Raw genomic sequence first — 15851 nt, 5'->3', positions numbered from 1 at the left:
CCTCAGTCCGCGGCGGTGAAGAAGACGGTGTTGCCGCCCCAGCCGGTGCTGAGCGTCCACAGACCGTCGGCGCCCTCGGGGACGGCGACGCAGACGTTGCCCTCGGCGACGCCGCCCTCGTAGAGCTCGTCGACGTCCATGAGGTCACCGGGGATGACGCCGCAGCTGTCGGTGTAGGTGCGGGCGTCGCTCCCGACGAACTGGACGGACAGGTCCATCCACGGCAGCCCGGTCTCGTCGCCGAGGTAGGTGGCGGTCACCGGGACGAGGTAGAACTCGGTGCCCTCGGCCGGCGCCTCGTTGAACTGGTTCTCCGCCTGGATCTCCGACCAGCCTTCGCGGGGCTCGCCGAGCGTCACCTCCCACTCGCCGTCGGTGACGGGGGTGCCGACGGGGTAGGGGTTCGAGCGGGTGCCCTCCTCGTCGTCCGCAGGGGCTCCCTCGGCGGCCTCGTCGTCCGCGGCCTCGGTCGCGCCGTCCTCGGCCGGCTCGGCGCTCGGCTCCTCGGTCCGGGCGATGGGGGTGGGGGTCGCAGCCGGGGCGTCGTCGTCGCCCGCGCTCCCGATGCCGATGCCAACGGCGAGGCCGAGCACGCCGGTGGTCGTGGCGATCGCCGCGACCTGCCAGCCCTTCAGACCGCGCCGCGGCGGTTGCGGGGCACCGGGGAAGGACGGCTGGTACCCGGGGCCGCCGACCGGGTCCCCGTACGACGGGACCGGTGCGGCACCGTAGGGAGGAGGCACCGAACCCGGCGGCGGGACCGGGGCGTAAGGGTTGGTCGGGTGGCCCTCGGGGGGTGTGGTCACGATGTCTCCTCGCCGCTCGGTCGGTCTCCCCGGTCCCATCGGCCCGACGGGACCGGATGTGAGGGATCGCTCAGTTCCAGGCTCAGGCGACACGGTGGAGGTCGAGGAGGTAGCGCTCGGCGGCACTGTCCCGGTCGGTGTCCGCCGGCTCTCGCTCGTCCGGTGGGGGTTGGCCGGGGAGGGCAGGCGCCCTGGAGCGGTAGCGGTGCCCGGTGGGGCTGGTGGTCTCGACGACGTGGCCGCTCTCACCGTCGGGCGGTCCGGCGCGGGTGCGCCAGCCGGGCGCCTGCTTGTCGTAGTTGCAAGCCTCGCAGTAGCCCTCGAGGCCGCCCGCCTCGGTCTTCCCGCCCTCACTCCACGGGACGACGTGGTCGACGTGCCGGACGGGCGCATCGCACCACGGGGTGCGGCACGTCTGGTCGCGGGCGGCGACGAAGCGGGCGAGGCCGGGTGGGACGGTGCGCCGGCGTGAGTCCATCTGGACGAGCTGCCCGGTGGTCGGTGAGGTGAAGAGGCGGCGCAGCCACACCCGGGTGGACCGGCTGACGCCGTGAAGGCCCGGCGTCCCGAGCCGGCGGGCCACCAGGCGCCGCGCCCAGCCGCCCGGCACGGTCCCGTACCCGGGGATGTGGGCGGGCTCGTCGTCGCCGGCGAGGAGGGTGCGCTCGGTCATGACGACTTGCACCTCGACCGGGACGGCGTCTGCCGTCTCCTGGCCGGTGACCCGCTCGACGAGGGTGTCGGCCATGACCTGCCCCCTGCTGCGGGGGTCCCCCTGGGCGCGCGCGGAGTCTGCGGCCTTGGTGAGTGCAGCGAGAACCGCCACCCCCTGCGCGACGGGCAGCAGTCCGGTCAGGTAGCTCATCGTGTCCGGGGCGGGCCGCAGGCTCACGCAGCGCTCCCCCTCGGCCTTGCGGGCCCGGCGCACCACAGAGGCGGCGTCGAGGCGGTAGGCGACCTTCTTGGCCCGGGCCACCAGCTGCCGGTCACCGAGTCCCTCGAGCTGCGCCGGGTCCCCTGCCATCTCGGCGTCGAAGGCGGTGCGGTCCGGGACGGACAGGCAGGCCGACTCACGGACGAGCAGGGTGGCTCGCCACTCGCTGAGCAGCCCCTCCTGCAGGGCCCGGTAGGTGTGCGGCATCTCGACGACGAGCGCCTTGGCCAGCCCGAGGAGCCGCCCGCCACGGTGCGGGGACTCGCGGCGTGCCAACGCGACCTGCGCACCGATCCCAGCGCCGCGCCGGGACAGCGGCACACCGGCCCGCGCCTGCGCCGCGCGCTGTGAGGCGTCGAGGTCCACCGACAGCCGCGCCTGCGCCGCGCACGCCGCCGACTTCAGCTCCTCCAGCGCCCGGAGCTGGTCGACGCGCTCCGCGTCGGAGAGCGACCGGCCGACCTCGGCGAGCGTCGTGCGCCAGGACTCGAGCACCGCCACGGTGAGCGGGCCCGCCGGCACGCTGCCGGCGGCGGAGGCGACCCTCCCACCGCCCGGTGCCGCACCGTCGTCGTCCATGTGATCGACGTTACAGACGGGGTCTGACATTCGAGCGCGGCGGGCACGGACCCCACGGTCAACCGCGGTCCGGCGACAGCCGTGGCGCATTCTCGGAGACGGGCAGGCCGGCCACGGCCACGACCGCGTCCTCGTCCGCGGGAGCTCCGGCCCTCGTACGAGGGATCGGCAGGTGGCTGGGAGCCGGCGGCGCGACGATGCAGCCCGTCTCCCCGTCGCCGAACACGTGCAGGGACTGCGGAACCCGGTGCCACAGCCAGGCCAGGTGGGCGCACATGACGGCGTCGACCTCGTCCTCGACCCGGTCCAGGTGCATGGGCCGCGTGGCCTCTTCGACCGCCAGCCGGACCTCGCGCCACCGGGCGTTCCCGGACAGCCCGAGCACCGCGATGCCCTCCATCCGCTCCAGCAGCTCGACCAGCGCCGCCCGCCGCGCGAGCACCGGACCGCTCTTGTACTTGAGGATCCGGCCGAGCCCGAACAGCCCCACCATCGCGGCGTGCGGGTACACCTCGACCGCCGCGGGACGCTCCGCGCTCCCCCGGTGCGAGGGGTCGGTCACCCACCCGTGCTGCTCGGCCAGGGTCCACGCACGCGGCGGGTCGAAGTACGGGATCGAGCGGTTGCTCGCGTGGCAGCTCGCGTCGTAGCGGCCGTAGGCCTTGCCCACCTGCTTCTCGCACTCACGCATGCCCGTGGCGTTGGTGACGACGAGCGGCGCGTCGATCGCGACGGTGACGACAGGAAAGGACAGGGCACCGAGCCAGTCGTCGATCTCCGCGTCGCTCACCGCGCTCCCGGACGAGACGAGCGCACCGGCGTCGCCCACCGCCGCCAGGCCGGTGCGACGACGGGTGCTCCAGGCCAGGTCGATGCCGATGTACACGTGACGAACCGTACCGAGCAGCCTCGCGGCCACCGACGTATCGTCGAACGATGAGCACCACCGCTCCCACCAGCCACGTCCTCGGTGACCGCTACGCCCGCGAGCTGCCCGAGCTGGCCGTCCCGTGGCAGGCAGCGGGCGTGCCGACCCCCACGCTGCTCCTCCTCAACGAGACGCTCGCCGCCGAGCTCGGGCTCGACCCCGAGGCGCTGCGGACCCCCGACGGCATGGGCCTGCTCGTCGGCACCACCGTGCCCGACGGCGCCACCCCCGTCGCCATGGCCTACGCGGGCCACCAGTTCGGCTCCTACTCCCCCCGCCTCGGCGACGGCCGTGCCCTCCTGCTCGGCGAGCTCACCGACACGAGCGGCACGGTCCGCGACCTCCACCTCAAGGGCTCGGGCCCCACGCCCTTCGCCCGCGGCGGTGACGGTCTGGCCGCCGTCGGCCCGATGCTGCGCGAGTACGTCGTCAGCGAGGCGATGCACGCGCTGGGTGTGCCGACCACCCGCTCCCTCGCCGTCGTCGCCACCGGCGCCTCGGTGCGGCGCGAGACGCTGCTGCCGGGCGCGGTCCTCGCCCGCGTCGCCGCCAGCCACCTGCGCGTGGGCACCTTCCAGTACGCGCGCGCCACCGGCGACCTCGAGCTGCTGCGGCGCCTCGCCGACCACGCGATCGCCCGCCACCACCCGCACGCCGCCACGGCGGACAACCCCTACCTCGCGCTCCTCGAGGCGGTCCTCGACGCACAGGCCTCGCTCGTGGCGCAGTGGATGCTCGTCGGCTTCGTCCACGGCGTGATGAACACCGACAACATGACGATCTCCGGGGAAACCATCGACTACGGGCCGTGCGCCTTCATGGAGGCCGTCGACCCGGACACCGTCTTCAGCTCCATCGACGCCCGCGGACGCTACGCCTACGGCAACCAGCCGGTCATCGCGCAGTGGAACCTCGCCCGCCTCGCCGAGGCGCTCCTCCCCCTCGTGCACACCGACGAGGACGAGGCCGTGCGGGTCCTCACCGACCTCGTCAACACCTTCCCCGCCCGGTACAGCGCCGCGTGGACGGCCGGCATGCGGGCCAAGCTCGGGCTCTCGGAGGACGACGACGGCGCGGACCGGCTGGTCGCCGACGTCACCGCACTCCTCGTCGCCGCCCGTCCCGACCACACGACGTTCTTCCGTGCCCTCACCTTCGCGGCGCACGGGGACACGGCCGCGGTGCGCGCGCTGCCCGGCTTCGACGCCCGGCTCGGCCGGTGGCTCGAGCAGTGGCGGGCGGTGGACCCCGACCCCGCGCTCATGGAGCGCCACAACCCCGTCTACATCCCGCGCAACCACCTCCTCGAGGAGGCGCTCGACGCCGCCACCGCCGGGGACCTCGGCCCGGTGCGCGAGCTGCTCGACGTCGTCACGCGGCCCTACGAGGAGCGGCCCGGCCTGGAGCGCTACACCCTCCCGGCGCCTCCCGAGACGCCGTTCGTCACCTACTGCGGCACCTGACGGCCCGGACGGGGACGTGGAGGTCTGGGTGCTCGCTGCCGTGCTGGGCGCCGTCGTGCTCGGCGCGGTGCTCCAGCGCACGAGCGGCATGGGCACCGGCCTCGTCGTCTCCCCCACCTTCGTGCTGCTCATCGGCCCGGTGGCCGGGGTGGTCCTCACCAACATCACGACGGTCGTCTCGGCGCTCGCCCTCACCGTGGTCATGCGCGCCGACATCGACTGGCCGCGCTTCCTCCGCATCGCCCCGACGATCGTCGTCGGCTCGGTGCCGGCGGCGCTGCTCGTCCGCGCCGCCGACGCCGGCTGGCTGGAGGTGGTCATCGGTGCCGCGCTCCTCGTCGCCCTCGCCCCGATGGCGCTGTCCTGGCAGCTGCCCGACCTCGGCCGCGCCGCGGCACCCGTCGCAGGGCTCACCGGTGGCTTCCTCAACACCGCGGTGGGCGTCGGCGGGCCCGCCGTCCTCATCTACGCCCAGGCCACCAGCTGGCCGCAGCGGGCCTTCGCCGCCACGCTCCAACCGATCTTCCTCACCATGGGTCTGGTCTCGCTGCTGACGAAGACGGTGACCGGCGCCGCCGCGGGCGGGCTGCCCGGGTGGCCGCTCGTCGTCGCCGCGGTCGCCGCCGTGCCGGTGGGCGTCCTCGTCGGGGGCCGGGTGGCCCGCCACGTGCCCGCGGCGACGGCGCGACGGGTCGCCGTCGCCGTCGTCGTCCTCGGGGCGACGGCGACCCTCGTCCGCGGGGTCCTCGCCGTCACCTGACGCAACTCGCCCGGGCAAGATCACCACCGATGTCTGTGACCCGTGGCACAGTGGCGCCCAGCCACCTGCCGCACGACGTCCCGGGGAGATCACATGGACCAGCTCGGCGCCGACCTCAGCGAGTTCTTCGGAGAGGTCTCCGGAGTGGTCTGGGGCCCCTTCGTCCTCATCCCGCTGCTCTTCGGCGTCGGTCTCTTCCTCTCGATCCGACTGCGCGGCCTGCAGTTCCGCAAGCTCGGCGCCGCGCTCCGCCTCGGCATCATCAAGCGCCGCGACGTGGGCGCCGACGACGGCGACGTCTCCCAGTTCCAGGCGCTCACCACCGCCCTGGCCGCGACCGTCGGGACCGGCAACATCGTCGGCGTCGCCACGGCCATCGCCATCGGTGGCCCCGGGGCGCTCTTCTGGATGTGGATCACCGGCCTCGTGGGCATGGCCTCGAAGTACACCGAGGCCTTCCTGGGCGTCTACTACCGCCGCACCGACGCGGCCGGGGAGAAGTCCGGTGGCCCGCAGTACTACCTCGAGCGCGGCATCCGCGGCCCGCTGGGCAAGGTGCTCGGCCTCGCGTTCACCGTCGCCGCCATCATCGCCTCCTTCGGCATCGGCAACATGACCCAGGGCAACTCGGTGGCGAGCAACCTCGACCGCTCCTTCGGCGTCCCGCCGTGGGTCACGGGCGTCGTGCTCAGCGTCTTCGCGCTCATCGTCCTCGTCGGGGGCATCAAGTCGATCGGGCGCGTCACGGCCGGCTTCGTGCCGATCATGATCGTCTCCTACGTCCTCGGTGCGCTGTTCATCCTCATCGTCAACGTCACCGACCTGCCCGCCGCGATCGCCCTCATCTTCACCGACGCGTTCAGCGGTACCGCCGCCACCGGCGGCTTCGTGGGCTCGACGATCATCATCGCCGTCCAGATGGGCGCCGCCCGCGGCATGTTCTCCAACGAGTCCGGCATGGGGTCGGCCGCGATCGCGGCAGCGGCGGCCAAGACCTCCCACCCCGTGCGCCAGGCGCTCGTGTCGATGACCCAGACCTTCATCGACACGATCGTCGTCGTCACCTTCACGGGCCTGGTCATCGTCACGACCGGGGTGTGGGACACCGGTGAGGACGGCGCGGCCACGATGACGGGCGAGGCCTTCTCCCACGGCTTGCCCGGCGACTGGGGCCACTACATCGTGACGGTCGCCCTGGCGATGTTCGCCTTCTCGACGGTGCTCGGCTGGGCCTACTACGGGGAGCGCTGCATCGAGCGGCTCGTCGGGCGCCGCGGCGTCATGCCCTACCGCGTGGTCTTCTCCCTCGTCGTCTACGTCGGCTGCACCGTGTCCCTCGAGGCGGTGTGGAACTTCTCCGACGTCATGAACGGCCTCATGGCCATCCCCAACCTCATCGGCCTCGTCATCCTCTCCGGCCTGGTGGTGCGGGAGACGAAGAACTACCTCGCCAACGACCCGGCGCTCACCGCCACCACCGAGGAGGTCCGGGTCTTCTCCCCGCACCCCTTCGCCGGCGAGGTCGCCACCCGGTGACCGGGCGTGGGACGAGGTGGACACCGCTGCTGCGCGCTGTCTACGCTCGGGCCACAACCCCCGGGGAGCGCCAGCAGGCGCTGAGAGTGCGGAAGGTCCGCAGACCCGTCAACCTGATCCGGTTCGTACCGGCGTAGGGAGCAGGGCACCCGCCGACATGTCGTCGGTGGGGCTTCGAGGTACCCCTGGGGCCTGAGAGGGCCCAGATGAGCACCACCCAGCAGACCGCCACCACCCACGACACCGCCCGTGTGCCAAGCCCGCAGGAGCACGGCATCGGGGCGCGCGTGAGCATCCACCCCCACTGCGACGACTTCGTCGAGGTGATCGTCGGGGCGCTCGACGACGTCGAAACGGCCGGCCTCACCGACGGCCTGACGATCGAGACCGACGAGGTCAGCACCTACGTGGGTGTCCGTGAGACTCCCGCCGAGGAGCGCCTGGCGCGCTACCTCACCGGAGTGATCGCGGCAGCCACCCGCCGCAGCGACGGCGGGCACGTCGTCGCCCACATCCTGCTCTCACGGGGCTGCCCGTGCGTGCGCAGCTGCGACGTCACCACCACCGAGCTGCCGAGCGCGGCGCCGGTGGACGTCGAGGCGACGGGGATCCCCGCCGTCGCGCACTGGGCGCTGTACCCGCTGCTGGAGGGCACGTCGGACGGTGCCGACCACATGCCGCTCATCAAGGCCGCCATCGAGGCCGCCCAGCGGCGCGGGACGGCCACCTCCGCCACGCACTACGCCACGCGCCTCAACGGGGATGTGGCCGAGGTGCTGGCCACCGCCATCAGTGCGTGGGCCCTGGTCGGCACCGAGATCCCCCACGTCGTCTCGCACCTCACCGTGTCGGTCGGCTCCCCGACCGCGGGGGCGGCCCAGTGAGCGGCGCGCTGCCGGCACCGAGCCGTGCCCGCGCCCCGTTCTGGGAGCTCAAGGACCTCATGCTCATGGTCGTCCTCGGGGTGGTCTTCGGCTTCGTGTACTGGGTCCTCGTCCAGGCGTGGAACGGGCTGGCGATCCTCATGGGGCCGGCCGGCGACCTCGCCCAGCACGTCCTCTTCGGGGGCTGGCTGATCGTCGCGCCCATCGTCCTCGCGATCGTCCGACGTCCGGGCGCCGGCGTGGCGGCCGAGGTCATCGCCTCGGTCGTCGAGGTGGTCTTCCTCGGCTCCCCGGTCGGCCCGAGCCTGGTGATCGCCGCGGCGATCCAGGGCGCGGGCAGCGAGCTCGCATTCGCCCTGACCCGGTACCGCCGGTTCGGGTGGGCGGTCTTCGCGGCCTCCGGGCTGTTCGGCGCCGGTCTCGTCTTCTTCTACGTCGCGTTCTCCGCCGGCTGGTACGGCCAGGACGTCTTCGCCCTGCGTCTGGTGCTCCAGCTCCTCTCCGGCGCCGTGCTCGGCGGGCTGCTCGCCAAGGTGGTCGTCGACGCCCTCGCGCGGACCGGCGTCGTCGACAACTTCGCGATCGGGCGGGAGGCGAGCGCCCGTGCCTGAGCACCCCGCCGACCCGGTGGTGCTCGACGGCGTGTCCGTCACGGTCCCGCGCCGTGCGGCCCCGGTCCTCAGCGACATCGACCTGCGGCTGCGAGCCGGCGAGCACCTCCTGCTGCTCGGGCCGTCGGGCTCGGGCAAGTCGACCGTCCTGCACTGCCTCACCGGCGTCGTGCCGCACACCGTGGCGGCGCGGCTGGACGGTGAGGTGACCGTCGCCGGCACCCGCACGACCGACGCGGCCGTCGTGGAGCTGTCCCGCCACGTCGCGGTCGTCGCCCAGGACCCGGCCGCGGCGGTCTGCCTGCCGACGGTCGACCAGGAGCTGGCCCTGCCCCTGGAGAACCGCGCGACCGACCCGGCGGAGATCGGGCCGCGGCTCGACTCCGCGCTCGCGGCCGTGGGCGCCGTGCACCTGCGGGAGCGGGTCACCGGCGAGCTCTCCGGCGGGGAGGCGCAGCGGGTGGCGCTGGCGGCAGCCCTCGTCACCGATCCCGACGTCCTGCTCCTCGACGAGCCGACCTCGATGCTCGACCCGGCCGGGGTGGCGGACGTGCGGCGCGCCCTCGGCGCGGCGTGGACCCGGCCGGGCACGACAGTCGTCCTCGTGGAGCACCGGCTCGACGAGCTCGCCGGTGACGGCGGGGCGGGTGCGCTGCCGGGGCGCGCCGTCGTGCTCGACGAGGGCGGACGCGTCCTCGCCGACGGCGCCACCGGGCAGATCCTGCGCGAGCACGCGGGAGCGCTGCTGAGAGCGGGGTGCTGGCTCCCGCTGGACGCCGAGCTGCGCGCCCTCAGCGGGGGCGACGGCGGTCTCGCCTCCCCGGCGGCCCAGGACCTGCTCCGACAGCTCGCGCAGGCACCCGACGGCGGGGTGCCGGCCGACCCACCGGTCGGCGACGTCGTGCTCCGCACGCGTGGGCTCGCCGTCTCGCGGCACCCCCCGCTCCGCCGACGGCGCCGCGCGCCCGGACCCGCCGGCCCGCCCCCGCCGCTGGCCGGCATCGACCTCGAGCTGCGCGCCGGCGAGGTGGTCGCGCTGCTCGGCCGCAACGGGGTGGGCAAGACCTCCTTGCTCCTCACGCTCGCCGGTCTCCTGGCGCCGGCGGCCGGGAGCGTGGAGGGCGAGCGGGCGGGGATGGTGTTCCAGAACGCCGAGCACCAGTTCGTCGCGCACACCGTCGCCGAGGAGGTCGCCCACGGCCTCACCGGCGCGGTGGACGAGGTGGACGAGGTGGTGCGCCGGCAGCTGCGCGCGCACCGCCTCGAGCACCTCGCCGCGCAGAGCCCCTTCCGGCTCTCCGGCGGGGAGAAGCGCCGCCTCAGCCTCGCGGCGATGCTCGCCCACGAGCGGCCCTGCCTCCTCGCCGACGAGCCGACGCTCGGTCTGGACCGCCGGGACACCATCGCGACGACGACGGCGCTGCGGGCCGCTGCCGACGGGGGCCGCGCCGTCGTCGTCTCGAGCCACGACCTGCGGACCGTGGTGACGGTGGCGGACCGCGTCGTCGTCCTCGGCGACGGCGGCGTGGTCGCCGACGGCCCCACGGTCCCCGTGCTCGGGGACGCCGAGGTCCGGCGCCGCGGCGGCCTCACCCTGCCGCCGCTGGTCGCCTGGTTGCTGGAGGAGGTCGGCGAGCCGGCGGCGGTCCGCCGCGCCCTGCTCGCCCTCGACGCCGCGGTGGGGGCGCCGTCCCCGCGCACCGAGGCCGTGCGATGAGCGCGGCCGCTCCCCCGCTCGACCGGCGCAACCCGACGGTCAAGCTCGGGATCGTCTTCGTCGTCTCACTCGTGGTGATGTTCGTCCTCGACCCGCTGACGCCGGCCGTCCTCTACCTGCTCGCCGTCATCGGTGTCGCGACGACGACGAGCGCGACGCCCCGGACGCTGCTGCTCGCGCACGTGCCCTTCGCGGCCTTCGCCCTCGGGGTCCTCGTCGTCAACGTGCTCAGCCGTCCCGGTGAGGTGCTGTGGCAGGCGGGGGTGCTGCGGGTGACGGCCGAGGGCCTGTCGGTGGGTGGCGCGCTGGCGATCCGCACCCTGCTCATCGGGGTGCTCGCGGCCGGCTTCCTCCTGTCGACCGACGCCGTGGCCCTCATGCACAGCCTGCGGCAGAACGCCCGGCTCAGCCCCCGGGTCGCCTACGCCGTGCTCGCCGGGTACCGCCTGCTCCAGGACATGCCCCGCGAGTGGTCGACCATCCAGCACGCCCACGCCGTACGGGCGCCGCTCGGACGCGGCGGCCGCCCACCACGCGGCCCACGCCACGTGGGCCGCGTGATCTTCACGCTGCTCGTCGTCACCGTGCGGCGCGGGGAGCGGATGGCGCAGTCACTGGAGTCGCGCGGTCTCGGGCTCAGTCCCCGCACGACGTGGCGGCCGGTCACCGTCACCCGCGCCGACTGGGCGCTGGCGGCCGGCGTGCTCGGCGTCGTCGGCGCCGTCCTGCTCGCCAGCGCGTGGCTGGGGGTGCTGCGCGGCCCGGCCGCCCTGCTCGGCTGAGGTCAGGGCCGGTGGACCCCGAGCGTGTCGGTGCCGTCGCCGTTCCAGTCCCCGACGAGGACGACGTCGTTGCGCCGCCCGTAGTTGAGGACGAGGTCCGCCGGCCCGCCGGTGATGCGGTTCTTCACGTGGTAGGCGATGCCGCGCCGGACGGCGAAGGTGTCCACGCCGTCGCCGTCCCAGTCGCCCACGAGGACGCGGTCGCCGGCGCGGCCGTAGGTGATGACCGTGTCGGCCGGCCCGCCGGTGATGCGGTTCTTCACGTGGAAGACGTTCTGGCGGCGCACCGCGAAAGTGTCCTCGCCGTCGGTGTCCCAGTCCCCCACGAGCACCTCGTCGCCGGTGCGCCCGTAGACGAAGACGTGGTCTGCGTCGCCGGAGGAGACCGTGTTCTTCACGTGGAAGGTCTTGCCACGGCGCACCGCGAAGGTGTCGGTGCCGTCGCCGTCCCAGTCGCCCACGAGCACCTCGTCGTTCGCGCGGCCGTACTGGACCACCGACTGGAGGGAGCCGGCGGCGTTGCGGCCGTAGACGTAGAAGGTGTTGCCCTTGCGGATGGCGAGCGTGTCGGTGCCGTCACCGTCCCAGTCGCCGACGAAGACCTCCGAGCGCTTGTCCCCGAGGGCGAAGTGGACGCTCGACCACGGGGTCCAGTCGTTGTTGAGGTAGACCATGGCGGTGTGCTTGAGCGGGTCCGTGATCGTCGCGGGCGGCGCGGGCTTGGCCGGGGTCGTCGGCGCGGGGGTCGGCGTCGGCTTCGGGGCCGGGGCGGGGGTGGCGGAGTCGACGCGCTGGTCGGCGGCCCGGGCCAGCCAGCCCATGCGGGAGTAGATGTCGTTGCCGGGGCAGGCGGTGGCGGAGACGTCGCGGTGGGCGAAGACCCGGCCCAGGGTCTGGCCCTTGGGACGCGCCGAGGTGCCCGGCGAGACCATGCCGGAGCTCGCCGTCGCCGTGAGGCCCGCGCGTCCGAACTGCCACGCGAGGATGTCGGCCATGGCGTTCATCGCGGCGCTCGGGACGCCGACCTTGGTGTAGTCGCCCATGACACTGAGCCCCACGGTGCCCGTGTTGAACGGGGCCGCGTGCGCGCCAACGGGCATCTTCCCGGTGGGCGAGGCCAGCGAGCCGCTCCGGCCCTCGTAGATCCGTCCCCACTTGTCGATAAGGAAGTTGTAGCCGATGTCGCCCCACCCACGGGTGATGGCGTGGTAGCTGTAGATGCCCCGGACGATGCTGGGGCTCTGGGCCTGGGTGTAGTTGTTGGTGCCCGCCGTGTGGTGGATGACGGTGGCGCGCAGGTCGGCGTAGGAGGGGCGCCACGTCATCTGTGACTCGTTCGCCCCCCAGCCGGCGCGGCTGGTGATCGAGGGCCGAGGGACGGACACGGCGGCACGTGTGGTGGTCGCGGCCTGCGCGACGGTGGCCTGGGCGGCCGGGGCCGCGGAGGCGCGCGCGGGCTGCTGCTGGAAGGGCAGGGCCGCCGGCACGGGTGCGAGCGGGTCCGTGGCCGGTGCGAGCTCGGCGACGGGGGCGTCCTCCTCGAGCACGACCTCCTCCTCCCCCGGCCACTCGGGCGTGAGGCTGAGCCGCACGTTCGCGGGCAGCCGCTGCGCGTCCCCGGTGATCTGCACCTGGACGGCCTCGGCACCCGCGGCGATGTAGGGCTCCGTCCCTCCGGTGGCGCCCGGCTCGTCGGCCGCGCTCTCGACCTCGAGCTGGGCCCAGTCCTGCCACGCGCCACCCTCCATCACGCGGATGAAGACGGCGGCGTCCTGCGGGAGGGCGTCCGCGCCGTCCCAGGTGACGCCCGCGACGTAGAACTCGTCGGTAGCGATGGGGGCGGTGAGGACGGCGACGCCGTCGGGGTTTGGCACCGACTGCGCGCGCATGGAGCGGGTGCTCTGCTGGAGCGGCTGCAGGCCCTCGTCGGCGAGGCCCGTGAGGCCGCCGTCCGCGGAGGTCAGGGCGACGACGGTGACCGGCTCCTCCTGGCTGGTGGCGCCGGCCGCGGCGGGGATCGTGCCCGCCAGGACCAGTGAAGTGACGACGAGCGTGGGGCGGACAGCCCTGAACAGTGGCATGGAAAGACGAACTTCCGGGTTGCGGGAGGTGGTGAGCGCACGGAGGCGTCCCCAGCAGTATCGGCAGGTGTCGACCATGTTTTAAGAGTCGGCGGCTGTCACATCCGTCACACCAGTCACACCCGAGCGCGGGCCCCGTCACCCCGCCGGGTCACTAACCTGTGCCGATGGACCTTCTCGTGCTGGTCATCGTCCTCATGCTCGGCGCCATCGTGCTCGTGGGCGTCGGGGAGAAGCTGCGGCTGCCGTGGCCGGCACTCATGGTCGTCATGGCCACGCTCGTGGGCCTCGTCCCCGCGTGGCGCGAGGTGTCCATCGACCCGCACCTCATCCTGCCGCTCTTCCTGCCGCCGCTCCTGTACGCCACGGCGCAGCGCACGTCCTGGTCACTGCTGCGCGGCCGGTGGCGCGCCGTCGTCGGGCTGGCCCTCGTGCTGACGACGATCACGATCGCCGCCGTCGCGGGGACCGCGCTCGCCGTCGTGCCGGGGATGACGGTCGCGGCGGCGATCGCGATCGGTGCCGCCGTCGCGCCGCCCGACCCGGTGGCGGTCGAGGCGATCGCCGGGCCGGTGGGCATCCCCCGGCGGCTCACCACGACGCTCCAGAGCGAGGGGCTGTTCAACGACGCCGTCGCGATCGTCGTCTTCACCGCGGCCATCGGCGCGACGCAGACCGGCCGACCCTTCGGTGTCGACGTCCTCGGTGAGTTCGCCCTGGGACTCGTCCTCGCCGTCGTCATCGGTCTCGCGGCTGCGACGGCCGGCGGATGGCTGTCGGACCACGTCGCCGACGTCGCCGGGCGCAACGCCATCACGCTCGTCCTGCCCTTCGCGGTCTACATCCTCGCCGAGGAGCTGCACGCGTCCGGTGTGGTCGCCGTCGTCGTGGCGGCGGTCCAGACCGCCAGCAGGCGGGGCGGCGACGACGTCGAGGACCGGCTCACCGGACGGGCGTTCTGGGACGTCGTCGAGCTGCTCGTCACGGGGGTGGCCTTCGGCCTCATCGGGGTCGAGCTGTACCAGGTGGTCGCCGAGGCCGGCCCCGAGCTCGGTCGCATGGTCGGTCACGCGGCGATCGTCTGCGCGGTCGTCGTCGGGGTCCGGGCGCTGTGGCTGCTCCTGCTGCTCGCCCTCCACCGCCGGGCGCGCGACCCGTGGGTGGCGCCGCGGACCTGGCAGGAGTCCCTCATCCTCACCTGGGGCGGGATGCGCGGTCTGGCCACCCTCGCCCTCGCGCTCGCCATCCCCACGGTCGGGGCAGACGGACCACTGGAGTCCCGCCCCGAGATCCTCGTCATCGCTGCCGCCGTCGTCCTCGTCACGCTCGTCCTGCCGGCCCTCACCCTGCCGACCCTGGTGCGGGTGCTCGGTGTGCAGGGTGCCCACGAGGCGGAGCAGCGGGCCGAGCGTGAGCTCATCGCGCGAGCCAGCCGGGCGGCCGTGGCACACCTGCGGGCGCAGAGCCGGTCCGGGGAGCTGCCCGAGGAGGCGGCGGCGCGGATCGAGCAGGCGCTCGGTCAGCTCGACGACGCCGTCGCCGGGGAGCTCCCGCACGAGTACAGCGACCGGATCAAGGAGTTCCGGAAGCGGCGCAAGGTCGCCACGGCGCTCCAGGCCGACGCCTTCCGCGTGGCGCGTGACGAGGTCGTGCGCGCGCGCAACGAGGCCGGCGTCGACCCCGAGGTCGCCGACCGGGTGCTGCGTGAGCTCGACCTGCGCAGCCGCCGCTGACGGGTCCGGCGCGTCGCCGAAAGTCGCCCCCCGCGCTCCCGCGGGAGCGCTACCCTCGCCGCACGACACTCATCGAGGAGACGGGGACATCGGTATGAGTGACCGGAGCACCATCCTGCGTGACGCCGCGGACCACGTCGTCTGCGCCACCTGCGCCGTCGAGCACGGACGGGGACCGCTGCCCGACGTGTGCGTCATCTGCGACGACGAGCGGCAGTGGGTGCCGCGCAGCGGTCAGGCATGGACCACCGTGGGCCGGCTCCTCGAGGCCGGGCACCGGACAGTGGTCGAGGAGCTCGAGCCGGGGCTGCTCGGGATCGGGACCGAGCCCTCGGTCGGCATCGGGCAGACCGGCAAGCTCGTCGTCACCGACCACGGCAACGTCCTGTTCGACGTCCCCGGCCTCATCGACGACGGCGCCGTGGCGGCCATCGAGTCCCGCGGTGGACTCGCGGCCATCGTCGCGAGCCACCCACACATGTACGGCGTGCAGTCGCTGTACAGCCGCGCCTTCGCCGACGCGCCGATCCTCGTCGCCCGCGCCGACGCGTCCTTCCTCCCCCTCCACGCGCCGGCGGTGCGGCTGTGGGACGAGGCCCACGACGTCCTGCCGGGCGTCCGTCTCGAGCAGATCGGTGGCCACTTCCCCGGCAGCACGGTCGCGCTGTTCACCGGCGCCGACGGGAGTGGCGTCCTGCTCTCGGGCGACGGCATCTTCCCCGGCCCCGAGGGACGGACCGTCAGCTTCCTGCGCAGCTACCCCAACCGCATCCCGCTGTCTGCGGCCGTCGTCCGGCGGATCGCCGACCAGGTGGCGCAGCTCGACTTCGACCGGCTCTACAACAACTTCCGCGGGGTCGTCCCCGCGGGAGCCGGTGAGGTGGTCGAGCGCTCTGCGCAGCGGTACGTCGAGTGGGTCAGCGGCGAGCACGACGACCTGACCTGAGGGGCCGCCCGGCGCCTGGCCCGATGGCCCGTCGTCGCGCACGCCGCATGCAGAAAGGCCCGCTGGATCAGAGATCCTGCGGGCCTTGCCT

Annotated in this window: 13 protein-coding genes and 1 riboswitch; of the genes, 9 read left to right on the top strand and 4 right to left on the bottom strand. The window is 73.9% G+C overall.

Annotation, left to right across the window (positions count from 1 at the left end; translation table 11 throughout):
• Nucleotides 1–2 precede the first annotated feature (2 nt).
• The 3 genes from H9624_RS08235 to H9624_RS08225 all read right to left on the bottom strand — a co-directional run bounded on the left by H9624_RS08235 (nucleotide 3) and on the right by H9624_RS08225 (nucleotide 3205).
• Nucleotides 3–806 (bottom strand): hypothetical protein, encoded by an 804-nt coding sequence (locus tag H9624_RS08235; RefSeq protein ID WP_251839417.1) that lies wholly within the window; start codon nucleotides 804–806, stop codon nucleotides 3–5.
• A gap of 82 nt (nucleotides 807–888) precedes the next feature.
• Nucleotides 889–2319 (bottom strand): HNH endonuclease, encoded by a 1431-nt coding sequence (locus tag H9624_RS08230; protein ID WP_251839416.1) that lies wholly within the window; start codon nucleotides 2317–2319, stop codon nucleotides 889–891.
• A gap of 58 nt (nucleotides 2320–2377) precedes the next feature.
• Nucleotides 2378–3205, bottom strand: coding sequence for a DUF429 domain-containing protein (locus H9624_RS08225; RefSeq protein ID WP_251839415.1), 828 nt, complete (start codon nucleotides 3203–3205; stop codon nucleotides 2378–2380).
• A 50-nt stretch (nucleotides 3206–3255) separates the two neighbouring features.
• Here H9624_RS08225 and H9624_RS08220 point away from each other — a divergent pair, with 50 nt between their 5' ends.
• The 7 genes from H9624_RS08220 (at nucleotide 3256) to H9624_RS08190 (ending at nucleotide 11000) form a co-directional block, all read left to right on the top strand.
• Nucleotides 3256–4710: a protein adenylyltransferase SelO gene (locus H9624_RS08220; RefSeq protein WP_251839414.1), complete on the top strand. Its 1455-nt coding sequence runs from the start codon at nucleotides 3256–3258 to the stop codon at nucleotides 4708–4710.
• Nucleotides 4711–4738: 28 nt separating this feature from the next.
• Entirely contained in the window at nucleotides 4739–5470 is a 732-nt protein-coding gene (locus tag H9624_RS08215; protein WP_251839413.1) for a TSUP family transporter, read from the top strand.
• A gap of 93 nt (nucleotides 5471–5563) precedes the next feature.
• Nucleotides 5564–7006, top strand: coding sequence for an alanine/glycine:cation symporter family protein (locus H9624_RS08210; RefSeq protein ID WP_251839412.1), 1443 nt, complete (start codon nucleotides 5564–5566; stop codon nucleotides 7004–7006).
• Nucleotides 7007–7057: 51 nt separating this feature from the next.
• Nucleotides 7058–7165: riboswitch (TPP riboswitch) on the top strand.
• Between the two features lie 47 nt (nucleotides 7166–7212).
• Complete coding sequence (locus H9624_RS08205; RefSeq protein WP_251839411.1) at nucleotides 7213–7890, top strand: YkoF family thiamine/hydroxymethylpyrimidine-binding protein; 678 nt, start codon at nucleotides 7213–7215, stop codon at nucleotides 7888–7890.
• On the top strand, nucleotides 7887–8501 hold the full coding sequence (locus tag H9624_RS08200; RefSeq protein ID WP_307784946.1) for an ECF transporter S component: 615 nt from the start codon (nucleotides 7887–7889) through the stop codon (nucleotides 8499–8501). The genes H9624_RS08205 and H9624_RS08200 overlap by 4 nt, the downstream gene beginning before the upstream one ends.
• The gene (locus H9624_RS08195; RefSeq protein ID WP_251839410.1) at nucleotides 8494–10218 is read left to right on the top strand and encodes an ABC transporter ATP-binding protein; all 1725 of its coding nucleotides are present in this window, start codon (nucleotides 8494–8496) and stop codon (nucleotides 10216–10218) included. The genes H9624_RS08200 and H9624_RS08195 overlap by 8 nt, the downstream gene beginning before the upstream one ends.
• Complete coding sequence (locus H9624_RS08190; RefSeq protein WP_251839409.1) at nucleotides 10215–11000, top strand: energy-coupling factor transporter transmembrane component T family protein; 786 nt, start codon at nucleotides 10215–10217, stop codon at nucleotides 10998–11000. Before H9624_RS08195 ends, H9624_RS08190 begins: the two co-directional genes overlap by 4 nt.
• Nucleotides 11001–11002: 2 nt before the next feature.
• On the opposite strand, the gene H9624_RS08185 is transcribed toward H9624_RS08190, so the two are convergent.
• Nucleotides 11003–13081, bottom strand: a complete 2079-nt coding sequence (locus tag H9624_RS08185) for a peptidoglycan recognition protein family protein (protein WP_251839408.1) — start codon at nucleotides 13079–13081, stop codon at nucleotides 11003–11005.
• Nucleotides 13082–13248: 167 nt separating this feature from the next.
• Here H9624_RS08185 and H9624_RS08180 point away from each other — a divergent pair, with 167 nt between their 5' ends.
• Both H9624_RS08180 and H9624_RS08175 read left to right on the top strand, forming a co-directional pair.
• Nucleotides 13249–14814 carry a cation:proton antiporter gene (locus H9624_RS08180; RefSeq protein WP_251839407.1) on the top strand — a complete coding sequence of 522 codons (1566 nt, stop codon included), beginning with the start codon at nucleotides 13249–13251 and terminating at the stop codon, nucleotides 14812–14814.
• Between the two features lie 94 nt (nucleotides 14815–14908).
• Complete coding sequence (locus H9624_RS08175) at nucleotides 14909–15760, top strand: MBL fold metallo-hydrolase (RefSeq protein ID WP_251839406.1); 852 nt, start codon at nucleotides 14909–14911, stop codon at nucleotides 15758–15760.
• Nucleotides 15761–15851: the final 91 nt, after the last annotated feature.

The sequence above is a fragment of the Oceanitalea stevensii genome (assembly GCF_014837105.1).
Lineage (GTDB): Bacteria > Actinomycetota > Actinomycetes > Actinomycetales > Actinomycetaceae > Oceanitalea > Oceanitalea stevensii.
Note: the sequence above shows the minus strand (reverse complement) of the source record. Positions and strands in the feature narration are given on the sequence as shown.